This is a genomic window from Cronobacter turicensis (assembly GCF_041222865.1).
Classification (GTDB): Bacteria; Pseudomonadota; Gammaproteobacteria; order Enterobacterales; family Enterobacteriaceae; genus Cronobacter; species Cronobacter turicensis.
On record NZ_CP165997.1, the window covers coordinates 2,294,587 to 2,314,683 of the forward strand.

Genomic DNA, 20,097 nt, shown 5'->3' on the forward strand with positions numbered 1-20,097 from the left:
TCAGTGATGGAGAAGCTATGAGTTCATCGTGTATAGAAGAAGTCAGCATACCGGACAATCACTGGTATCGCATCGCAACTGAACTGCTCAGCCGGGCCGGGATCGCCGTTAACGGCGCAGCCCCTTCCGACATTCAGGTGAAAAACCCTGACTTTTTTAAGCGAGTTTTGCAGGAAGGTTCTCTCGGTCTTGGCGAAAGCTATATGGACGGCTGGTGGGAGTGCGAGCGTCTCGATCTCTTCTTCACCAAAGTGCTGCGCGCGGGGCTGGAAGATCAGCTGCCGCACCATCTGAAAGATACGCTGCGCATTCTCAGCGCGCGTCTGTTTAATTTGCAATCCAAAAAACGCGCCTGGATTGTCGGCAAAGAGCATTACGATCTTGGCAACGATCTCTTCAGTCGGATGCTCGACCCGTATATGCAGTACTCCTGCGGCTACTGGAAAGAGGCCGATAACCTTGAGGACGCCCAGCAGGCGAAGCTGAAGCTTATCTGCGATAAACTGGCGCTTAAGCCTGGCATGACGCTGCTGGATATCGGCTGTGGCTGGGGCGGTCTGGCGGCGTTCGCGGCGCGGCACTATGGCGTGTCGGTCACCGGCGTGACCATTTCCGCGGAGCAGCAGAAAATGGCCCAGGCGCGTTGCGAAGGGCTGGACGTCACCATTCTGTTGCAGGATTATCGCGATCTCGATTCCCAGTTCGACCGCATCGTGTCGGTCGGTATGTTTGAGCATGTCGGCCCGAAAAACTACGCCACCTATTTTGACGTCGCCGACCGTAACCTCAAGCCTGACGGTCTCTTCCTGCTGCATACCATCGGCTCGCGGAAAACCGATAACAACGTTGACCCGTGGATCGACAAGTATATCTTCCCGAACGGCTGCCTGCCGTCGGCGCGCCAGATTGCGGCCGCCAGCGAGCCGCACTTCGTGATGGAAGACTGGCATAACTTTGGCGCGGACTACGATAAAACGCTGATGGCCTGGTATGCGCGTTTCCTCGACGCATGGCCGGAGATAGCCGATAACTACTCTGAGCGGTTTAAACGCATGTTTACCTATTATCTCAACGCCTGCGCGGGCGCCTTTCGCGCGCGGGATATCCAGCTGTGGCAAGTGGTCTTTAGCCGCGGCGTGGAAAACGGCCTGCGCGTCGCCCGTTAAGCATTCACCCCGGCGCATGCCGGGGGCTTTTTGCCACTCACTCTTCCCCGCTTTGTGATACTACTCACGCTTTCACGACGTTTCCTTTCATAAAAGTGATCGCGGCAACAATCAGGCCACAGACACATGGAAACCGGTTTCCATTTTGTTTCAAACTGAGCGCTATTCCCCCCTGCCTGATAAAGGAAACGCCTCATGAGTCTGTACCAGAGTATGGTCCATGTTATTGAAAACAAAATCACGCCGCTGGCGGGCGCGATGGGTTCGCAGCGTCACGTGGTCGCGATCAGGGACGGTTTTCTCGCCGCCCTGCCGTTTATGATCATCGGTTCGTTCCTGCTGGTTTTTATCTTTCCGCCCTTCTCGCCGGATACGCAAATCGGCTTCTGCCGCGCGTGGCTGGATATTTCGCTGAAATACCGCGACCAACTGATGCTGCCGTTTAACCTCAGCATGGGCGTGATGACGTTTTTTATCTCGGTTGGCATTGGCGCAAGCCTCGGCAAGCACTACCAGCTTGATCCGATCATGACCGGCCTGCTGGCGTTTATGGCGTTTCTGCTGGTGGCGGCGCCTTATAAAGACGGGCAGATCTCCACGCAATATTTCTCAGGCCAGGGCATTTTCACCGCGCTTATCACGGCGATTTACGCGAGCGAAATGTACGCTTTCCTGAAGCGCCACAATATTACTATCCGCCTGCCGAAAGAGGTGCCGACCGGCGTCGCGCGCTCGTTTGAAATTCTGATCCCGGTGGTGGTGATTGTCTTTACGCTCCATCCGCTCAACCTGCTGATTGAATCCACTACCGGCATGATCCTGCCGGAAGCGATTATGCATCTGCTCTCTCCGCTGGTGGCCGCGTCCGACTCCCTGCCAGCGATTCTGATCTCCGTTTTAATCTGCCAGATCCTGTGGTTTGCGGGCATTCATGGCGCGCTGATTGTCACCGGCATCATGAACCCGTTCTGGATGGCGAACCTCTCCGCCAACCAGGCTGCGCTGGCGGCCGGCCAGGCGCTGCCGCATATTTACCTGCAAGGGTTCTGGGATCACTACCTGCTGATTGGCGGCGTGGGTTCGACTCTCCCGCTGGCGTTCCTGCTGCTGCGCAGCCGCGCGGTGCACCTGCGCACCATCGGTAAAATGGGCGTCGTGCCGAGCATGTTTAACATCAACGAACCGATTCTGTTCGGCGCACCGGTTATTATGAACCCTGTCTTTTTCCTGCCGTTTATTCTGGTGCCGATGGTGAACGCCGTTCTTGCCTGGACTGCGACCAAACTTGGCTGGCTGGCGCAGGTAGTCTCGCTGACGCCGTGGACTACGCCCGCGCCCATCGGGGCATCATGGGCCGCTAACTGGGCCTTCAGCCCGGTCGTCATGTGTCTTATCTGCATGGTGATGTCGGCGCTGATGTACTACCCGTTTGTGAAAGCCTACGAGCGCACACTCCAAAAACAGGAGGCGGCACAGGATACCGCTAATGGTGACACTGTCACTAACAATGCCTGATTTTACTGCGCCTGCCTTTCCGGCAGGCGCCTGACTGAGCTATGAGGATGGATATGCACTACTCATTTCCCGAAGGATTCTGGTGGGGCAGCGCCAGCTCGGCGCCGCAGACCGAAGGTGAAAGCCTGAGCCACGGCAAAACGCCCACCACCTGGGACCACTGGTTCCGCCTGCAGCCGGAGCGTTTTCACCACGGCGTTGGCCCTGCGCAAACCTCCACGTTTTATCAGCACTGGAAAGAAGACATCGCGCTGCTGAAGGCGCTTAACCACAATACCTTCCGCACGTCCATTTCCTGGGCGCGCCTTATCCCGGACGGAACCGGCGCGGTGAATCAGGAGGCGGTCGCCTTCTATAACCAGGTGATTGATGAACTGCTGCGCCAGGGCATTACGCCATTTATCAACCTGTTCCATTTCGATATGCCGCTGTCGCTTCAGGAACAGGGCGGCTTTGAGAACCGCAAGGTTATCGACGCCTTCGAGGCTTACGCCCGCACCTGCTTTGAGCTGTTTGGCGACCGTGTCACGCACTGGTTTACCTTCAACGAGCCGATTGTGCCAGTGGAAGGCGGTTACCTGTATGACTTCCACTACCCGAACGTGGTCGATTTCCGGCGCGCGGCGACGGTCGCCTTCCACACGATGCTGGCCCACGCCCGCGCGGTGAAGGCCTACCACGAGCGTAACGACGGCGGCGAAATCGGCATTATCCTGAACCTCACGCCCTCTTACCCGCGTTCGCAAAACCCGGCGGACGTGAAAGCGGCGCATATCGCCGATCTGATGTTTAATCGCAGCTTCCTCGATCCGGCGCTGCACGGCAGTTACCCGGAAGAGTTAGTGGCGTTACTGGCGCAGTACGATCAGTTGCCCGTCTGCCAGCCTGGCGACAAAGAGCTGCTGGCGGCAGGTGTGGTGGATTTGCTCGGCATCAATTACTATCAGCCGCGTCGCATTCAGTGCCGTGATTCTCAAGTCAACCCGGACAGCCCGTTTATGCCGGAGTGGTTCTTCAGCGCTTATGAAATGCCGGGCCGCAAAATGAACCCGTATCGCGGCTGGGAGATTTATGAGAAAGGCGTCTACGACATCCTCACCCGCCTGCGTGTAGAGTATGGCAACCCGCGCTGTTATATCTCTGAAAACGGCATGGGCGTTGAGAACGAACAGCGCTTCGAGCGCGACGGACAGATTCAGGATGATTACCGCATCGAGTTTGTGCGCGATCACCTGAAATGGCTGCACAAGGGCATGAGCGAAGGCAGCCGCTGTCTGGGCTACCACATGTGGACCTTTATCGATAACTGGTCCTGGTGCAACGCCTACAAGAACCGTTACGGCTTTGTGTCACTCGATCTGGAAAGCCAGAAACGCACGATTAAAAAGAGCGGTGAATGGTACCGCCAGGTGGCGGCAAAGAACGGGTTTGATGAGTAACCGAGTGGCGGCCCCGGCGCCGCCACGCTTTGCAGGAAAATACGATGTCCACCATTAATGATGTCGCGCGCCTGGCGCGCGTCTCAAAAGCCACCGTTTCCCGCGTGCTGAGCGGCAATCGCGGCGTGAAGGAAGAGAGCCGTCTTGCGGTGCTGCGCGCCGCCGAGATGCTGAACTATCAGCCAAACGCCATTGCGCAGTCCCTCTCCAGCCAGATGACCCACTGCATCGGCGTGATTTGCGCCAGCGAACATGTTCAGCAGGCCACCTGCTGGCTACAGGCGCTGGAAAAAGAGCTCAGCCAGCACGGTAAACATCTGCTGCTGCGCTTTGCGAGTTCCGCGCCAGAGGTAACGCGCGCCCGCGCCGAGCTGGATTCCGGCCTGTGCGACGCGCTGATGATTGTCGGCGCCCGCTTTCCCCTGCCCGCGCTTGATGATGATGTGATTCTTGTCGATTGTTTAAGCGCCGCCACGGCGCAGGGCATTCAGTTTGACTGGCTCTTTGCGGCCCAGACGGCGGTGCAATATCTGTGCAGCCACCAGCGCCGCGATATCGCGCTGATTAACTTCCCGGCGGGCGACGCGGCGGCAGAGATTTTACAGGGGTATCGTCAGGCGGCGGAAAACCACCTGATCCCGTTTCACCGCCAGCGTGTGATTGAAGATGAGCCGGTACTGCGTATCGCGCTGCAAAAGCTTATTAACAGCGGCGTGAAATTCAGCGCGCTGCTGGTAACGGACGACAGCCAGGCGCGTGAAGCCGTGGCGATGCTGCGGGAATACCGTTTCGCGGTGCCGGAGCAGGTGCTGGTGTTTAGTCTTGAGAGTTCGGGGCGCGGCATGGGACTGGAGAGCGTTCCGGCGATCAGTTATTCGCTGGAGAGTATCGCCCGGCAGGCGGTAGCGCTGCTTTCCGGCGGCGCGCCGGGCGAACGGGTGCGGGGTACGCTGGTGAGCGCCTGAGCCCACCAGCAGAGCATTATTCTGTGGGGTGCAGCTGCGCGGTAATCGCCGCGGCGGCTTCGCGAGAGGCTAATACACGCTCAACCGTATCCACGACCGCCTGGGTCTGCGGGTCAATTTCAATATTCACCCGCTGGCCCAGTTTTTTTGCGCCAAGCGTGGTGCGCTGGAGCGTTTCCGGGATCAGGAAAACACAAAAGCGCGTCGCCGTTACTTCACCGACCGTCAGGCTGATACCGTCAATGCCGATATAGCCTTTGTGCAGGATATACTTCATCAGCGTCGGGTCCTGAATTTTAAACCAGATCTGCCGGTTATTTTCCGACGTCAGGATCTTCGCAACCTCCGCCGTGGTCATAATATGCCCGGACATTAAATGACCGCCAATTTCATCGCTGAATTTCGCGGCGCGCTCAATGTTCACCACATCGCCAGTCTGTAAATCCCCGAGATTCGTAATACGCAGCGTCTCTTTCATTAAATCGAAGCTGACGCGGTTGCCGTTAATTTCCGTTACCGTCAGGCAGCAGCCGTTGTGCGCCACCGATGCGCCGGTCTCAAGCCCCGGCAGCAGCGCGTCCGGCAGCTCCACTACATGGGTGCGGAAATTCGGTTTTTCATCGATAGCCACGACTTTCGCGGTGCCCTGAACAATACCGGTAAACATATTTTGCCACTCCTGGATTCGCTAACATGGCGGCGCGCGGCCGCGAGATTCATAACGAGAACAATAACAGGTGGAATATGCCCTTGCCAGCCTGAGCGGTCTTAAGCGCATTATTTCACTGGCTTAATAGTGAACTCTCGCTACAATAGTCTGACTAATTCCCCTGCATTTTCTTCTTGCTGCCCGTTGCGGCGGCTTTTTTGTCTCTCAAATAACAACAATATACAGGTGTTCACGTGCAGAAGTATTTTGTCGAAGCGCGTCAGTTATTAGCTCTGGCAATCCCGGTGATTTTCGCGCAAATCGCCCAGACCTCGATGGGGGTTGTCGATACCATTATGGCCGGCGGCTACAGCGCCACGGATATGGCGGCGGTCGCTATCGGGACCTCCATCTGGCTGCCTGCTATCCTGTTCGGCCACGGCCTGCTGCTGGCGCTTACGCCGGTCATCGCCCAGCTTAACGGCTCAGGCCGCCGCGACCGTATCGCCCATCAGGTACAGCAAGGCTTTATGCTGGCCGGGCTGGTCTCTGTGCTTATTATGATTGTGTTGTGGAACGCCGGGCATATCATCCGCGCGATGCATAACATCGACCCGCTGCTCGCCGACAAAGCGGTGAATTACCTGCGCGCGCTGCTGTGGGGCGTGCCGGGCTATCTCTTCTTCCAGGTGATGCGTAACCAGTGCGAAGGGCTTGCCAAAACCACGCCTGGCATGGCGATGGGCTTTATCGGCCTGCTGGTGAATATTCCGGTGAACTATATCTTCATTTATGGCCATTTCGGTATGCCGGAACTGGGCGGTGTGGGCTGCGGCGTGGCGACGGCGTCGGTGTACTGGGTGATGTTCTTTTGTATGCGTTACTGGGTCAAACGCGCGCGCTCGATGCGTGATATTCGCCTGCAGCCGGACGCCAGCCGCTTCGACTGGCCGGTCATTCGTCGTCTGGCTCAGATCGGGATGCCGGTGGCGCTGGCGCTGTTTTTCGAGGTGACGCTTTTCGCGGTGGTGGCGCTGTTAGTGTCGCCGCTCGGGATTGTCGATGTGGCGGGTCATCAGATAGCGCTCAACTTCAGCTCGCTAATGTTCGTGCTGCCGATGTCGATGAGCGCGGCGGTGACGATTCGCGTGGGTTTCCGTCTGGGCCAGGGCTCGGCGCTTGAGGCGCAGACCTCCGCACGCACCGGCATCGCGGTCGGTATCTGCCTCGCCGTCATGACCGCGCTCTTTACCGTGGTGTTCCGCGAGCCTATCGCCCTGCTTTACAACGACAACCCGGAAGTGGTCACCCTTGCCTCGCACCTGATGCTGCTGGCGGCGATATACCAGATTTCGGATTCGATTCAGGTGATCGGCAGCGGCGTGCTGCGCGGTTATAAAGATACGCGTTCAATTTTCTTTATCACGTTTATCGCCTACTGGGTGCTGGGCCTGCCGAGCGGCTACATTCTGGGCCTCACCGACTGGGTTGTGGAGCCGATGGGCCCGGCAGGTTTCTGGTTCGGCTTTATCCTCGGCCTGACTTCGGCCGCCATCATGATGATGTGGCGTATGCGTTACCTGCAACGCCAGCCGTCGGAAACCATCCTGGCGCGCGCCGCGCGCTAATTCCCGCGCCGCCCCTGTGGGCGGCGTTTTTTTATCCGCTTGATGTGCGCCAGCCCGCGATGCCGATCACTTTGCCATCATTCTGCGCAAATACACGGCAATCGCGTGAAATATGAAAGAAAATTGACGTTTGCCCCTTGCCAGGCGCCGGGGCTGCCGTTAATATTCGTCCCCGCTGTCACACAGCATTGCGTTCATAGCTCAGTTGGTTAGAGCACCACCTTGACATGGTGGGGGTCGTTGGTTCGAGTCCAATTGAACGCACCATCCTAATGTGCGTCCGTAGCTCAGTTGGTTAGAGCACCACCTTGACATGGTGGGGGTCGGTGGTTCGAGTCCACTCGGACGCACCATTCAGTAGTCTTCAGGTTTCATTTTTCTGTTTTGTCCTAAACCTTCTGATGCAATTAATCTCAGTCAGCCTTTCGGACTGTGTATTCACATCATTTGGTGTTATGCAGATGCGGTGAAAGTTTCTGGTCAAATTGGTGAAGGTCATCTTTCCGCTGCCTGATGTGAATTACCTCGTTCAGCGGTTTCAGCCGTTCGTTTAACACGCGCTGGCAGGCAATTTTGCCCTGCCAGGCAAACGATAACAGTGTATTCGCTCCCACACCAGCATGCGCGAGGCGCGAAAGGTGGTAAGCGTGAGAGAGAAATAATCATACCGGGCACAGGCAAGTTATCGCCGTTTGACAGAGCTGATAATATGCTCTGCCATCTGTTCAAGCTCCTGCGCATTCATGGGCGGATTATTTTTGGCCTGTCGACTGTCCTGCATCACATAAAGCAATAAATCTGGCTGCAAATTTCGGGCCTGGTGATCCCCGCGAACATAAGCAACATAACCATAATTAATATAATTCAGGTGGTTAATCACATGTCCTTCGGAGTCATAGACTGGAACATTTTTGTACGTTGCCTTAACGAAAGTTCCTTGTCCGGTACGTCCGTCCATTTTAATTGTTCGCCATTTCGGCTTGATTAACTCCTTTGACACAGCAGACCACTGATATTGCCAGTTCCATAACCACGTAACATAATCTTTATCATTCAGGTCATCCTCTTTACCCGCTTTGGGTTTCATCCCAAGATCCTGAAAAAAATTGTAACATCCGGATGATCTTTCAGACGGTAAGTGACCGCCATATTACGAGGCTCGTGCCCGGAATCGCCTGCAATAAATCCATAAGGTAAACAAAAGCCCGGCTCCACTGGAACTTCATAAAGATCACGTGATCTGAAGCGTTTCAGAAGTGAAATAACTTCTGGTTCAGAATAACGTAACTGCGCTTCGGCCGTCTGAGACTTATTACCTGTATCTTTAGAGTTCATGCTCCAGAAATGATAAAGGCGCCCCTCACTGTTTATATAAATCGTATACCCTCTGTAATCATAATTCACAAAAGCGTTAATGTAATCCTTTATAATGTACTGGTATTTCCTTTTAAACTCAGCATCCATAGCGGTTGGCTTATCAATAAGATCAAGATCGAGTTCTTCTTTATGTTTTGCTGTTTCTATATTAAAGTTAAAACTGTCTATCCTTTTTTCCTTATATAAATTAAAGTCTATAGCCCCACTACTTTTGCTCGATATACCCAACCTATATTTCCCATAATAAAACGATGAAAATTGAGCCTGAGTAGTATCCTTTCTTGAAATGTCATACTCACCTCCAAATGTTATTCCATTTGCTGCATATCGGCTAACAATAAAAAAACCATTACTTTCTAACTTTGGTTTTGGATCAAGAAAGCCTTTTAAAGGATATAATGCAACGTCCGCAGCGCTCGGCAATGAAAAGGTATAATACCCAACACACTCATCCTTCCAAATAGAATTTGGAATTACCTTTGAATAACCGATGACAGTATAAAAAAAAAGCAACATAATTTTTTTCATTTAAATCAAGCCATCCAGTTTTTGTTCTTCATTTTGTACAATCAAGGTTTGATCGTTATCGTTTAAATTATTATCGGCAATAAGCCTCATATTATATGGTATTAAATTATTTTCTCCTTCCGTCCAATGTAAAGGTAGTTGATGAATAAAGTCTTTGGTATTAATAAGGCCAGAATTTTTATATCCTTCCCAAAAGGTTATCGAAAACGGCATTTTTTCTTCTTTAGCTATATTATTAACCGTTGCTATGGCCAGATCGATGCCATTTTTACTGAGCCTTGAACTGTAGTTTCTGAACCGTTATCTTCGTGGTAACTTTCATTATGCATATCGCCGTCTTGACACGTGTTTCTCGGTATGAAATCAAAAATATCTTCATAAATTTTTGTATTATAAATCGCTAACTCCTGTATCTTTTTCCAGGTGCTGGGTGAAGCAGGCTTATTCATTACTTCTGTACATTCATCTGCCGCGCTCCCCAGCCACTTATGCCACGCCTTTTTTCGCAATTCACGGGCAAAGTTGCGATACGGCACTGAATTACCACTTCCATCAAGGTCGGTATAACCGTGTTCTGTATCTGATATTAGCACTGCAAGTTCAGAATCCCTGTCGCCATCCAGACTACGGTCATTAATATTCGCGCTTCCTATCAGAACATATCTATCGTCCACAATGGTCAGCTTGCTGTGCACATATATCTGCTCCGTCACTACCATTCCGTTTATTTGTGCATGGTCACGCAGATTTAACAATGTAACATATTGATTACACGCATCCATTGGAATATCGGTATAATAATTTTCACTTTGCCCCTCGAGTTCTTTTATTTTTTTGGCCCATTCTTTACGGGGTGTCGCCTGTAATTCAAGTTGCTGTCTGACCCACAGGCTACGTCGAACAAGATTTAAAAGGCTGCGAGAACCGAATATCAGTGACTGGCGTGTCAGATGTATCTGTGCAACTATTGACGGATCATCAAGCCGACCTTCGGGATGAACCGGCAATACGATGTAAACATGAAATGGCTGTACCATGTGGCTCAAAATTGCACGCTTAATACGTTCACCAAGCCATTCGGCTATCGGGTTTTGGGGCATATCTTTATCCGGAAAGAGTCGGGTAGCCCATGCACTTATTGACGGATTAATATTCCTGGCTACTGGACTCAGAGGGGTATCTTCACCAATTGATGATGTCCCAAATGCCGATACAAAAAATTGATTTTCAATATAAATATAATGTTCTGCTTTACTGATGAGCAGAAGAAGGCTGCGTAAGATATCATCTTGTTTGAGTTTCGGCTCAGCCATAACTCCAGGGTTATTTTTATATTCGTCACGGCGCATATTCAGCGAAGCACTGCGCAATACCTGTACCTGACAGGATCCTTTTTTTCGGACGATATATTAGGTATTTCGAGTTCTGGAATAGTTGAGAAAGATCCGACACTGGCGCGTAAGCGACAGCAGCGCCAGTCGGGTAAGGATGCCGTAAACCGTTCTGCCGCCCTGCATTCCGAGGCTTGCGTATTTCATCAGCGCCTGTTCTGGCCGGATGTCTGCCTGCGGGGTGGTAAATTCGATATTCCAGCAAAACGGCTCGCTTAACGCCTCGCGTCCGGTAACATATTGCCAGAGAGTAGTTGGCAGCCGATAACGTTTCTCGCTGTTGAAAGCGCATGCATGTCGAACATTACGTCACTCCTTTACCTGCACCAGATTTAGCCAGCCTTCGCCCTCACTTAAATACTAATTATTTTTAATTTGAAAAGATGCGTAACATGAGGCAATAGAATGGCGACTTCTTTCATTTTCATTATGTAGATAATTGAGCAAATGTGCCTTAATCAGACGATCACGAATAAAATCATTTCCAAACGAGCAACCAAATAAAAACATGACTATAATAAAATAAATTTTTTGCTTGCATCGCTTTAATTTTAAAAAATCACAGTGCTGTTCCGCAAGATCTGTAAATTTACTAATCGAATTAATGCCAATAAAGTCAAAACGTTGAGGGTAAATTTCTCTTAATATATTACGCAGTAAAGCATGATTATATTTTGAACTAACAGAAAACCTTTCCATGCTAAAAAAACGGAATCTATCATAACTCTCCTTAAAGAAAAAACCATCGTCACCATAAACCACTTTAATATATTTATCTAATCGTGAATAAAGAATCATACTTTTTTCAATTTGGGTTAAATGGTTTTCTCTACATTCACCTGTCAACCATTGATATAGTGGATCTTTTCCGAAATTAGCACCGAACATCAACATCATATCAATATACAACCGAACAGGTCCTCTTTGGGTATAACCCATCTTTTGCGCAAATAAAATACCCTGTTCTATATAAGTGCGGACGTCTTCCAATCTCACAGAGGAAATCAGTCCTGGAAGCACACTCTGAGCGTGTTCAGTCAACTCACTTACATAACTATCGAATGACATTCTTTTTAGTAAGTCAACTTGGCTTTGACTAAACTCCATAATTACAAATCTCCTGCTGGTGCAATAACGCTTATGATTATTGATATGCAAAATTTATTTAATTGAGTTTTCTTTTATGTAATCTCGATAAGAATATTGTGCCGGTGATACTGCATGCCAATATCCCGCTTTGTTTACCATAGCAAGACCATAAGTCATGAATAAAAAATCACCTTTATAAAACGTCCTTAACAATTCCACCTCATACTTAACTCCGTCGTAAGAAAAGAAAATAAGAAAATAATCTTCCGTTGGCTTAAAATTTTCACTATTGAACTCAGACCTTAAATACTCATATGAAAGTTTATTTTTTACGCAATGAAAAAAATCTTGGTTATTCATGTTATTTAAGCTTTTCAATTGCGGTTGAGTGCCCACTGAATTTTTTATTGCCTCCTGTAGGCTGAGGGTTATTCCAAAATCATTCAAATTATCAATGGGATGGTATTTTAATATTAGCAAATAAAAATCATTTATTTTTATATATTGAGGATCTCTAAGCCAATCACTGGCATCAAACCATATCCGCTTGCTTGGCCATTGTGGATCATTTTCATTACCTGTTGAAACGATAACGGCCATTTTATATTGTTGCTGATACATATGACAACCTCTAATAACCAAAATAAGTATACAAATTAACATAATGGCGCAAGAATTGAATTTATCCTTTGACTTTATCATTATCCCACTCGCATGGCGTATATTGCTGCAGTCCTCGCTTCAGTCCTGTTGGAGTGTTTCCTGTTCTCGGATATCGCCAGGCTCCATTTGGCGATAGTGGCCCCCCCTCATTTTTTTCATTCTTGGTCCTCTCAATTAAGTCCTGCATTCTCTTTATGTTTTCCTCATAATCATCTGGCTTCTGGGGTTGAGTCATATTCTTATTGCCTTTCGCAACTTCTTCTGCATGTCTTTTAATTTTTTCTGTATAGTCTTTTATTACTTTATAATAATTACCCGCCTGTATTATTTCCTCCTGCGTTCCATAAATCCCTACATAACTGGAACGCTTTTCAAATGCGTGTATCTTCACGTCCCAGGCATCAGCCATTTTCTGTGCTGGACTATTCTTTTGCCCGGCATCTTTTCCTGTAAAATCATCTCCATCAACTGATATCCCAGCCCGACAGGCATAAGTTGTAATTTCCGCATCATAATCAAAGACTGATTCATATACACATTGAATATCTGTGATATCAAATCCCCCCGCACTTTCATCATCCCCTGCATAATGAAAAGAAGCGATATTTATTACACCATGACAAAAGAAGACCATTTTTTTAATAAGTCTCTTTTTTACCTTACGCTGATTAAGAAAATCAATAAATTCATTTTTGTTTTTCACATACACAACACGACTTTGTTGTTCATGCGCATATTCATTAATTTTTCCAATATCATAGCTTGTGTAACCAGCCTGAAAAACCACCAGAATGCGTTGTATCGTTGTATTCCCTTCACTGGCAGCAGGAAAATCTCTTAGCTGCCTTATACCACAGTTTATGAAACGGTACTGGTTACCCGGACTGTCTTCGGTCAAACCAAAGCCTCCCTGCCAGCGCCAGTCTCTTGGGGCAGTTCTCGCAGCCACTACCGCGATATAATCATAACCATTACAATAAGGGACCTCTTTTTCAGGATAATTCGGAGCAGTCACTAGTGATATTTTTCTTTCTGCGATCTCCTTTAATGAACCAAAGCTATTTCCTCGCCGTCTATATCCCTCAGCCAATTTCCCAACCATTGCAAAAAACTCCTTAGGCTGTGGAGTTTTCACTCTAGCAGTCTTTCCAGCTTCGTTTGTATTACCATGATTATTAAGTTTCTCATCATCAAAATGGACGGACCATGGAATATGCCTGAGATCAACTGGCTCTCCATTAACAGATACAAGTTTAATCTGATGTGTAAATTCCTTATTGCAACTTGCAACAGGTTCGCCTGCTTCACCAGTACAGTCAGACATAGTTGTCGGATCTAATGAGTTCACAGTCATTACAGCACCTCTTTGCTCCCGATATTGTTAGCCGAAATACTCACATTCAGCGCATCTTTATCACTCTGGTATATATTTATTTTATTGTCACTAAGGAAAAGCCATCGCATTGTATATTTCATCAAATGTGTGCTCTGCTCTTGTGACAATAGTTCAGGAAGTGCTTTCAAAACCCGACAATCATAAAAACGAAAAACACCTGTTTGTTTCGAAGGGAACGAAATCATCAGGCATGACTGCAAATGTTGAGACAGTGATAAAAGAGGCTGGGCGCTGATAATCCATGAGACAGCCGGATATTCTTTTTCCAGCTGGCAGATCTTTACAAAAACATCCTCTGTTAAAGCAGACATATCCATCAACCACGGTCCTGCAAAAGCCAGTACTTTATCTTCCGGTAAACTGAAAAGGGAACAAACGCCCCCCTCTTCATGAAGCTCTGCACAGGTAGCCCGCTCGTACTGAATACCGTCAACCAGGGCATATAACCTTGCTAATTCTGACGATTCCCTGATTTTCAATAGTTCCCGGAAAGCATAGTGCTGATCTGTCATGTTAGTTTCCTCTCAATACAACAGGTGTTCCATTCAGCGCGGCATGAATCAGGCAGCTCAGACATAACCTTTTACTCGTGATCGGCATGGTCGCCGCCTTCGCCGCAAACGTCTTCTCCACCTTCCTCAGATACACCTGTGGCGTTCCGTACTCTATTTTCCCGGCTTCCAGCTTCAGGTAACTTCCTCCGCCGATAAGCGTGATGCGCTTTTTGCCCGCAAAGGAAATGTCTTTCAGTGAAGTAAGGGTGAGCTTCTTCTCTGCCGCCAGCTGCATGCCGCCGTTCTGTGCCTGCACATCCACCGGGCCTTCGCCTGATTTCAGGCTCAGCGGCCCGCTGTGGGCAAACAGCCCCAGTTTCTCACCCGCCAGTGCGGTCATGTTGCCCATTACGCCCACGCTGATGTCGCCACCCGCACTCACCGCCAGGTTCTTCGCGGCCGCAAGCTGCATGTGCTCACTGCTGGTGAACGCTATCCCTTCCGGCGCCGACACGTGAATCATCTCGTTCAGCGGTTTGAGCCGCTCGCTGAACATCGCGCTCTGGCTCGCGATGTCCGCCTGCAGCGCGTTCGCCGCGTCTGCCGCAGCGGAGAGTTGCGCTATCTGCTGCAGGCAGAGGTCAATTTCCTTCAGCGCCGTTTCCCGGTCCAGTACCTCACCCGCCGCCTTCTGCTGCCCGTCGGCGCTGATCAACAGCCCCTTCGCCACCCGGATGACGCCGTATTCGTCGGTGCGCAGTTCAAAGCCCGCCCCGCGTGCTTTATTCTGTGCGTCCACCAGCCGGCCTTCGCCAAGCTGCGTTTTCCCGTATTCGGTGGTCAGGTGGATGTGCTCTTCACCCCGTTTATCTTCCATGCGCAGTTCATTCTGCGCGGGCGTGCGCAGAATATTCCGGCTGCGGTTGTCGCGGTTGACCACATCCGGGTGCGCGGAATCATGAAACGCGTGCGCGATATAAGGCCGGTCCGGGTCGCCGCCATCAAAGGCGATGGCTACTTCCGTACCCGTCAGTAGCGGCGTGTGCCAGCCGTACGTCTCCCCGGCATACGGCTTCGCCTGGCGAACCCACAGGTAGCTGTAACCGCTGTCGCCGCCCTCGCGGTCCATGTCCAGTTTCACCCGGTAGCGTCCTGCGTCATCCAGCCAGGCATAGGTGTCTTTCGGGTCACGGCTTTCCACCCGCGCCGGCACGGTGCCGTGAATTTCCGGGCGCGGGATTTCAGGCGGACGGTAGCAGTAGCGTTCGCTGTAGGGCATCCCCCACACCGACACGTGCAGACGCGAATCGCGCGAGGCGCGAAAAGTGGTGAGCGTGATAATCACCCCCTCTTTCAGCGCGCGGATGACGTCGCCTTGCGGCTCCAGCACGATTCCCGGCGTGAGCGAGCAGGCGTTGCTGAAGAGATGTACACGCAGCGAATTATTAAGTTCCCGCTCGTGATGGATCCGGGCATAAAACGCCCCGGTCTCACCAGCAGGCTCCGGGTCAGTGTCATCGCCCTGCTCCCGGTACGGCTCCGCGTAGCGATAGTGCTCACCGGTGGTGACCGCCGGGCTGCGCACCCTGACGGTGGCGTCCAGCGGTGTCGTGGCGGCGGGATAGTGATAGTCGCGCGTCTGCACGCCACCGGTAACGGCGTTATGCCAGGTGCGCACGCCCCAGACTGCCTCCTGCGCGTCGTCATGCAGGCCAGACGGCTCGCGGTACGGCAGACGGACGTCAAAATGATAGTTAAGCTGACTGTCGGCAAAGAGGGTGACATCCAGCCCACGGGCACCGTCCATTTCCGTACGCCACCAGATCCCCACTCCGGCAAGGATGCGCTGAATAAACGTAAGGTCGGATTCGCGCCACTGGGTGATTAACTCGCGCTCCGGATATTCCCGTTCCAGCCGGAAATCAAAATCCGCGCGTTCGAAGCCATGCTCGCGCAACACCTGCTCCACCACTTCCGGCACCGACTGGTTGAGAAATACGCGACACTGGCGCGCGTGCGACAACAGCGCCAGCCGGGAGGATAGCGTCACGCTGTAGTGCGACTGGTCCGCACTGGTGGAGAACCACTCCAGGCGAGTAATGATGCCGTAAACTGTCCGGCCGCCCTGCATCTGCAGACTGGCATACTTCATCAGCACCTGTTCCGGCAGGATGTTCGCCTGTGGTGTGGTGAATTCAATGTTCCAGCAGAACGGTTCGCTTAACGCCTCGCGCCCGCGAAAGCGCAGCACGTCGGGAGAGATCGTGCTGTGATGGATCGTAAGCACGTACCGCGACAGCCCCTCAGGCGGCTTAACCTCGTTATCCTTATCCATTGCTCACTCCTTTCTCTCTACCAGCTTCAGCCAGCCATCGCCCAGCTCCACCCGGCGAGGTTTATCCGGGTCAAGATCGTCGCGGGACAGCACCAGCCGCCAGCGGTTGTCTTTCATCTCCGGGTGGTTAAACAGCCCCACCACTGCCACGAATTGCGCGTTTTCATCCATTGGCATATCCAGCGAGACGTTGCCGTTGGGCATGATGAGCACCTCGCGTGAAGCCAGCAGTTCGTCTTTCAGCACGGTGTCTGCGTTTTGCAACACCGTGCCGTAATCGGCTGCATCCATGTTTTTACGATCCTTGAGCTGGTAAATCCTTACCATGGTTGCCAGCGGCGTCTGATCGCCATCCACGTTAAGCGCCGAGCGAGGCGCAAAATCGAGGTGCAGCGTTTTGATTTTTTTGTAAAACACAGATTTCGCCATACTGACCGTACCGTCTTTCACCGCCTGGGTAAGACCACAACCGGCCATGAGGCAGCAGAACACCAGGGGGAGCGCATGCCATCCTTTATTTGGCATAGACTTATTCCTTTATGAAAAGTGATTAATCGAAGCGGTAGTTGCCTTTCATAGCCAATGGTAATGCAGCGCAGTTCAGGCTTTCGTAACACCCCAGGCTGACCGTGATGAGCTGACGGTTATCGCTGAGTTTCCCGTTTTTCAACCCCAGCAGGCCAGTTCGACCCAGCTGGATGCGGCGGTGTTTAGTGAGCGCAGGATCCGGTAGCAAATGTACCGGCACCGTCAGACGTAATCGTGCGTCGCTGCGATAACCGAGATACACACGCATCAGTGCCAGCAGATCCATGTACAACTGACCGCCCGGTAGCCAGTCTGTCGCCTCCTGCGCATGGTGGGTGGATAATGTAATAAGCACCCGACTGTTTGCTTCGCGAGCGGTTTTCCCAAGCGTAGCCCGCTGCCTTAGATGAACGCGACGACCAGCCCCCAGCCCGCAGCGGTTCGTCACCCGCACTTGCACGGGATCATGGTCATTGATATCAGCATGTGTATCTGGCGCCAGCAGGCTCACCAGCGCGCGGATCCCTTCGGCATTGCGCGTCGGTAAGCGCATGGCGCCCAGCAGAGCCAGAAAACGCGAAACTGGCGTAGCGACATGCTGCGCCGTACCGGGAATGCCAAGCCCAACCAGCCCCAGCAGGCACTGGGAGGTGGCATCCGTGGCACCAGGTTCAAATGTCGCCGGGTATGCATATTTGCGCCAGATGCGGTAATACTGCGTGACGACGCGGTGGCTGAAGATATCCAGAAACGAAGAAACCGCTTCATAACCTTCACGTCGCTGGGCGACATCATCGAGATAGCCTCCTGCCAGCGGCGAATCGACACCGTACATGCCAAGAAACGTTGTGCGCACCGTGGGCGGAACGTCGGGATGTTCCGCATCAATTTCTCCCTTGCGCAGTTCGCTGGCTGGAAACCCCATCCCCGGCCAGGGACGAAAACGTACCGGATCATTACCCGGGTGGCTGGTGCTTCCCAGGAGCGGCCTTGCGGGATGTTCTTGCTCCAGCAACTGGCAGAAACGGTAGAAATTAACACGCCAGATATCATCGCCTAATTGCTCTGTCAGCCCGGTATGCGCTGACTGTGGTTCTCGCGCCATCTCAGTCGTTTCCCTGTCGGTTGCAACACCAGCGTGAGCTGGTTAAAAAGATGAATATCCGCGTAAAGCGCAAAGAAGCGATGCAGCATTTCACCAAAGAGATTGACATCGCCTTCACCCGCAAAATGCTGAGTGTCCAGCGTCACCTCTATATCCACGCCTCTTTGCATAAAACCCTGTTCAAAGCGGCGTATAAGGGTGTGTTTAACCGCGACGATCGCGTCCAGACGACGACGGTTCATCTCATCATCGGTCCAGTCGTATAGCGCCAGCGTGCCGCGCAGCACTTCCGGGTTATCCATCATGCTAAGAAAATTCGAGCCCAGATGGCTCATTACGCGCCAGTGAAAACGATCGCTGGCCGGAGGATAAAGCGGCTGGGTGGGCGCGGTAAGGTTGAGCACGCTGACCGGCACTTTGCCGATTTTCACTACCCTGTCAATCAGGGTGCTTTGCAGCGCTTTACGGGGCAGTTGACCATTGGTGCCGGTGATACGCATCGACAGCGATTCTGGTTTTTCGGCCAGTTGTTCCATTTCAAATGAGCGACCACCGAGAATCAGCCACGTATCGTGCAAGCCGGAAGGGCCTCGCTTCACGCGGGTATGAAAATAGCGCTCAGGCGCATCGAACCGCATCATGCCGCCACGGTGTCGAAAACTGGTAAAGGGGACATAAGCGTGTTTGCCGTTTTTCACGGCACCGTGAAGGTTATCGACACTGTAGATTTCAGTGTGACCATCCTGAAGGCGTAATGGCCGCAGCAGGTACTCATTTTCCAGGGGATTGAGCGTCAGAGGATCGGCCTCCAGCGTAAAGAGGTTGATCACAGGCGCGCAGTGCAGACGGAAGTTTTCGGTTTCGAACGGCAGGTCGGCAGACCATGCCTCGGTGAGTACGATATCAATTTCAAACCAGTCGCTTTCAGCCGTCAGACCGATGGTGTCAAGACCGCGCAATTCAACAAACAGAAATTTCGACCTGAAGCTGAAATACTCCAGCAGCAACTGATAACCGCTGAACGCAGAATCCCCTTTCGGCCATAGCCGGTCTGTATCGTCGAAACCCATCGGGCGAAACCAGCCATCAAAACGCAGGCGCTCGGCGTGGGTTCCGCTATGGCGCGCATAGATGGCATGCACCTGGCGGGTCAACGCCAGGTGCAGCGCCGAGCTCACCGGGCTTTCCGCATTGAGGAAAATCGCCACGTTATCTATTCCGGCTTTGGCCCAGTCAACTTTCTGGCTGCACGTAAAGCGCAGACGAATGGCGGAGCGCCCGTCAGATTCAGTATGCAGACGCGCCTCAGTCAGACTCAGCGGTTGCAACGTTACTTCGCGAGTGGTGCGATACTGGCAGGCCGTTTTGTGCGGTCCGACCGGGCGGGATAATACGGAAAAGCTCTCCGGCAGCGATTCGGCCTGCCGAAGCCCGCGCCAGTCGGGCGAAAACTCAACAATCGACAGTGAAGGAATGGTGCGCATGTAGTGCGGCCAGAGCAGGCTTACCAGCCCTTCTGTAAGTTCGGGAAGATCGTCGTCAAGCTTCTCGCGAAGCCGCCCCATTAAAAACGCAAACCCTTCAAAAAGGCGCTCGACGTACGGATCCCGGGCGCCGGGTTTATCAAGATTCAGCATCGCCGCCCGGTCAGGGTGGGTGCGGGAAAATTCCTTTCCGGCTTCGCGCAAATAGCGCATTTCAGCCTCGTAGTAGCGCAAGGTTAAATCATCCATGCACAAATTCCTGAATGTCATTAGATTTGGAAAAAAGCTGCACGACGCGACGCGGCATGCAGAAAGAGTGATTGACGCCCGGCCTTGCCTGCACGG

Annotated in this window: 18 protein-coding genes, 2 tRNA genes and 1 pseudogene; 7 read left to right on the forward strand and 14 right to left on the reverse strand. The window is 51.9% G+C overall.

From position 1 onward, the window contains the following. Window positions 1–17 precede the first annotated feature (17 nt). From cfa to AB8W27_RS10990, 4 genes are all read left to right on the forward strand, one after another. On the forward strand, window positions 18–1,166 hold the full coding sequence (cfa, locus tag AB8W27_RS10975) for a cyclopropane fatty acyl phospholipid synthase (RefSeq protein ID WP_041923497.1): 1,149 nt from the start codon (window positions 18–20) through the stop codon (window positions 1,164–1,166). A gap of 195 nt (window positions 1,167–1,361) precedes the next feature. Then, a complete protein-coding gene (locus tag AB8W27_RS10980) occupies window positions 1,362–2,681 on the forward strand; it encodes a PTS sugar transporter subunit IIC (protein ID WP_015741109.1) in 1,320 nt (439 codons plus the stop codon). Window positions 2,682–2,734: 53 nt separating this feature from the next. After that, complete coding sequence (locus AB8W27_RS10985; protein WP_041924162.1) at window positions 2,735–4,120, forward strand: glycoside hydrolase family 1 protein; 1,386 nt, start codon at window positions 2,735–2,737, stop codon at window positions 4,118–4,120. Window positions 4,121–4,164: 44 nt separating this feature from the next. Continuing rightward, window positions 4,165–5,085: a LacI family DNA-binding transcriptional regulator gene (locus tag AB8W27_RS10990; RefSeq protein WP_041923496.1), complete on the forward strand. Its 921-nt coding sequence runs from the start codon at window positions 4,165–4,167 to the stop codon at window positions 5,083–5,085. 16 nt (window positions 5,086–5,101) lie between these two features. Here AB8W27_RS10990 and AB8W27_RS10995 read toward each other — a convergent pair whose 3' ends face one another. Continuing rightward, entirely contained in the window at window positions 5,102–5,752 is a 651-nt protein-coding gene (locus AB8W27_RS10995) for a riboflavin synthase (protein WP_015741106.1), read from the reverse strand. A 236-nt stretch (window positions 5,753–5,988) separates the two neighbouring features. Between AB8W27_RS10995 and mdtK the strand changes: the two genes are divergently transcribed. The 3 genes from mdtK to AB8W27_RS11010 all read left to right on the forward strand — a co-directional run bounded on the left by mdtK (window position 5,989) and on the right by AB8W27_RS11010 (window position 7,715). After that, window positions 5,989–7,362: an MdtK family multidrug efflux MATE transporter gene (mdtK, locus tag AB8W27_RS11000; RefSeq protein ID WP_015741105.1), complete on the forward strand. Its 1,374-nt coding sequence runs from the start codon at window positions 5,989–5,991 to the stop codon at window positions 7,360–7,362. A gap of 190 nt (window positions 7,363–7,552) precedes the next feature. Continuing rightward, window positions 7,553–7,629, forward strand: a tRNA-Val gene (locus AB8W27_RS11005). 9 nt (window positions 7,630–7,638) lie between these two features. Continuing rightward, window positions 7,639–7,715: transfer RNA gene (locus tag AB8W27_RS11010), tRNA-Val, on the forward strand. Window positions 7,716–8,044: 329 nt separating this feature from the next. Here AB8W27_RS11010 and AB8W27_RS11015 read toward each other — a convergent pair. From AB8W27_RS11015 to tssF, 13 genes and pseudogenes are all read right to left on the reverse strand, one after another. After that, the gene (locus tag AB8W27_RS11015) at window positions 8,045–8,449 is read right to left on the reverse strand and encodes a hypothetical protein (protein WP_369832967.1); all 405 of its coding nucleotides are present in this window, start codon (window positions 8,447–8,449) and stop codon (window positions 8,045–8,047) included. Continuing rightward, the gene (locus tag AB8W27_RS11020) at window positions 8,446–9,267 is read right to left on the reverse strand and encodes a T6SS immunity protein Tli4 family protein (RefSeq protein WP_369832968.1); all 822 of its coding nucleotides are present in this window, start codon (window positions 9,265–9,267) and stop codon (window positions 8,446–8,448) included. The genes AB8W27_RS11015 and AB8W27_RS11020 overlap by 4 nt, the downstream gene beginning before the upstream one ends. Beyond that, window positions 9,268–9,480: a hypothetical protein gene (locus tag AB8W27_RS11025; protein WP_015741102.1), complete on the reverse strand. Its 213-nt coding sequence runs from the start codon at window positions 9,478–9,480 to the stop codon at window positions 9,268–9,270. It abuts the gene before it with no gap. A 32-nt stretch (window positions 9,481–9,512) separates the two neighbouring features. Continuing rightward, window positions 9,513–10,637: a phospholipase D-like domain-containing protein gene (locus AB8W27_RS11030; protein ID WP_282913997.1), complete on the reverse strand. Its 1,125-nt coding sequence runs from the start codon at window positions 10,635–10,637 to the stop codon at window positions 9,513–9,515. Between the two features lie 57 nt (window positions 10,638–10,694). Next, window positions 10,695–10,919 (reverse strand): annotated as a pseudogene (locus AB8W27_RS11035) (hypothetical protein); the annotation flags it as partial. A 99-nt stretch (window positions 10,920–11,018) separates the two neighbouring features. Next, window positions 11,019–11,765 (reverse strand): hypothetical protein, encoded by a 747-nt coding sequence (locus tag AB8W27_RS11040; protein WP_015741099.1) that lies wholly within the window; start codon window positions 11,763–11,765, stop codon window positions 11,019–11,021. A gap of 54 nt (window positions 11,766–11,819) precedes the next feature. Beyond that, complete coding sequence (locus tag AB8W27_RS11045) at window positions 11,820–12,368, reverse strand: hypothetical protein (protein WP_041923495.1); 549 nt, start codon at window positions 12,366–12,368, stop codon at window positions 11,820–11,822. Between the two features lie 61 nt (window positions 12,369–12,429). Then, window positions 12,430–13,764, reverse strand: a complete 1,335-nt coding sequence (locus AB8W27_RS11050) for a hypothetical protein (RefSeq protein ID WP_282913998.1) — start codon at window positions 13,762–13,764, stop codon at window positions 12,430–12,432. Then, window positions 13,764–14,318 (reverse strand): DUF4123 domain-containing protein, encoded by a 555-nt coding sequence (locus tag AB8W27_RS11055; protein ID WP_015741095.1) that lies wholly within the window; start codon window positions 14,316–14,318, stop codon window positions 13,764–13,766. The genes AB8W27_RS11050 and AB8W27_RS11055 overlap by 1 nt, the downstream gene beginning before the upstream one ends. A 1-nt stretch (window position 14,319) precedes the next feature. After that, window positions 14,320–16,635: a type VI secretion system Vgr family protein gene (locus AB8W27_RS11060; RefSeq protein WP_015741094.1), complete on the reverse strand. Its 2,316-nt coding sequence runs from the start codon at window positions 16,633–16,635 to the stop codon at window positions 14,320–14,322. 3 nt (window positions 16,636–16,638) lie between these two features. Further along, entirely contained in the window at window positions 16,639–17,160 is a 522-nt protein-coding gene (tssJ, locus tag AB8W27_RS11065) for a type VI secretion system lipoprotein TssJ (protein ID WP_015741093.1), read from the reverse strand. Window positions 17,161–17,185: 25 nt separating this feature from the next. Beyond that, window positions 17,186–18,268 carry a type VI secretion system baseplate subunit TssG gene (gene tssG, locus AB8W27_RS11070; protein WP_015741092.1) on the reverse strand — a complete coding sequence of 361 codons (1,083 nt, stop codon included), beginning with the start codon at window positions 18,266–18,268 and terminating at the stop codon, window positions 17,186–17,188. Beyond that, window positions 18,232–20,001 carry a type VI secretion system baseplate subunit TssF gene (gene tssF / locus AB8W27_RS11075; RefSeq protein WP_041923494.1) on the reverse strand — a complete coding sequence of 590 codons (1,770 nt, stop codon included), beginning with the start codon at window positions 19,999–20,001 and terminating at the stop codon, window positions 18,232–18,234. Before tssF ends, tssG begins: the two co-directional genes overlap by 37 nt. Between the last annotated feature and the right edge of the window lie 96 nt (window positions 20,002–20,097).

Coding starts and splice junctions, on each gene's coding strand:
- AB8W27_RS11020 (WP_369832968.1), bottom strand. CDS start 9,267: ATGAAAAAAATTATGTTGCTTTTTTTTTATACTGTCATCGGTTATTCA.
- AB8W27_RS11045 (WP_041923495.1), bottom strand. CDS start 12,368: ATGTATCAGCAACAATATAAAATGGCCGTTATCGTTTCAACAGGTAAT.
- AB8W27_RS10990 (WP_041923496.1), top strand. CDS start 4,165: ATGTCCACCATTAATGATGTCGCGCGCCTGGCGCGCGTCTCAAAAGCC.
- AB8W27_RS11060 (WP_015741094.1), bottom strand. CDS start 16,635: ATGGATAAGGATAACGAGGTTAAGCCGCCTGAGGGGCTGTCGCGGTAC.
- AB8W27_RS11055 (WP_015741095.1), bottom strand. CDS start 14,318: ATGACAGATCAGCACTATGCTTTCCGGGAACTATTGAAAATCAGGGAA.
- AB8W27_RS11040 (WP_015741099.1), bottom strand. CDS start 11,765: ATGGAGTTTAGTCAAAGCCAAGTTGACTTACTAAAAAGAATGTCATTC.
- AB8W27_RS10985 (WP_041924162.1), top strand. CDS start 2,735: ATGCACTACTCATTTCCCGAAGGATTCTGGTGGGGCAGCGCCAGCTCG.
- cfa (WP_041923497.1), top strand. CDS start 18: ATGAGTTCATCGTGTATAGAAGAAGTCAGCATACCGGACAATCACTGG.
- AB8W27_RS11025 (WP_015741102.1), bottom strand. CDS start 9,480: ATGCCGTTTTCGATAACCTTTTGGGAAGGATATAAAAATTCTGGCCTT.
- tssG (WP_015741092.1), bottom strand. CDS start 18,268: ATGGCGCGAGAACCACAGTCAGCGCATACCGGGCTGACAGAGCAATTA.
- AB8W27_RS10980 (WP_015741109.1), top strand. CDS start 1,362: ATGAGTCTGTACCAGAGTATGGTCCATGTTATTGAAAACAAAATCACG.
- AB8W27_RS10995 (WP_015741106.1), bottom strand. CDS start 5,752: ATGTTTACCGGTATTGTTCAGGGCACCGCGAAAGTCGTGGCTATCGAT.
- AB8W27_RS11050 (WP_282913998.1), bottom strand. CDS start 13,764: ATGACTGTGAACTCATTAGATCCGACAACTATGTCTGACTGTACTGGT.
- AB8W27_RS11015 (WP_369832967.1), bottom strand. CDS start 8,449: ATGAAACCCAAAGCGGGTAAAGAGGATGACCTGAATGATAAAGATTAT.
- tssJ (WP_015741093.1), bottom strand. CDS start 17,160: ATGCCAAATAAAGGATGGCATGCGCTCCCCCTGGTGTTCTGCTGCCTC.
- tssF (WP_041923494.1), bottom strand. CDS start 20,001: ATGGATGATTTAACCTTGCGCTACTACGAGGCTGAAATGCGCTATTTG.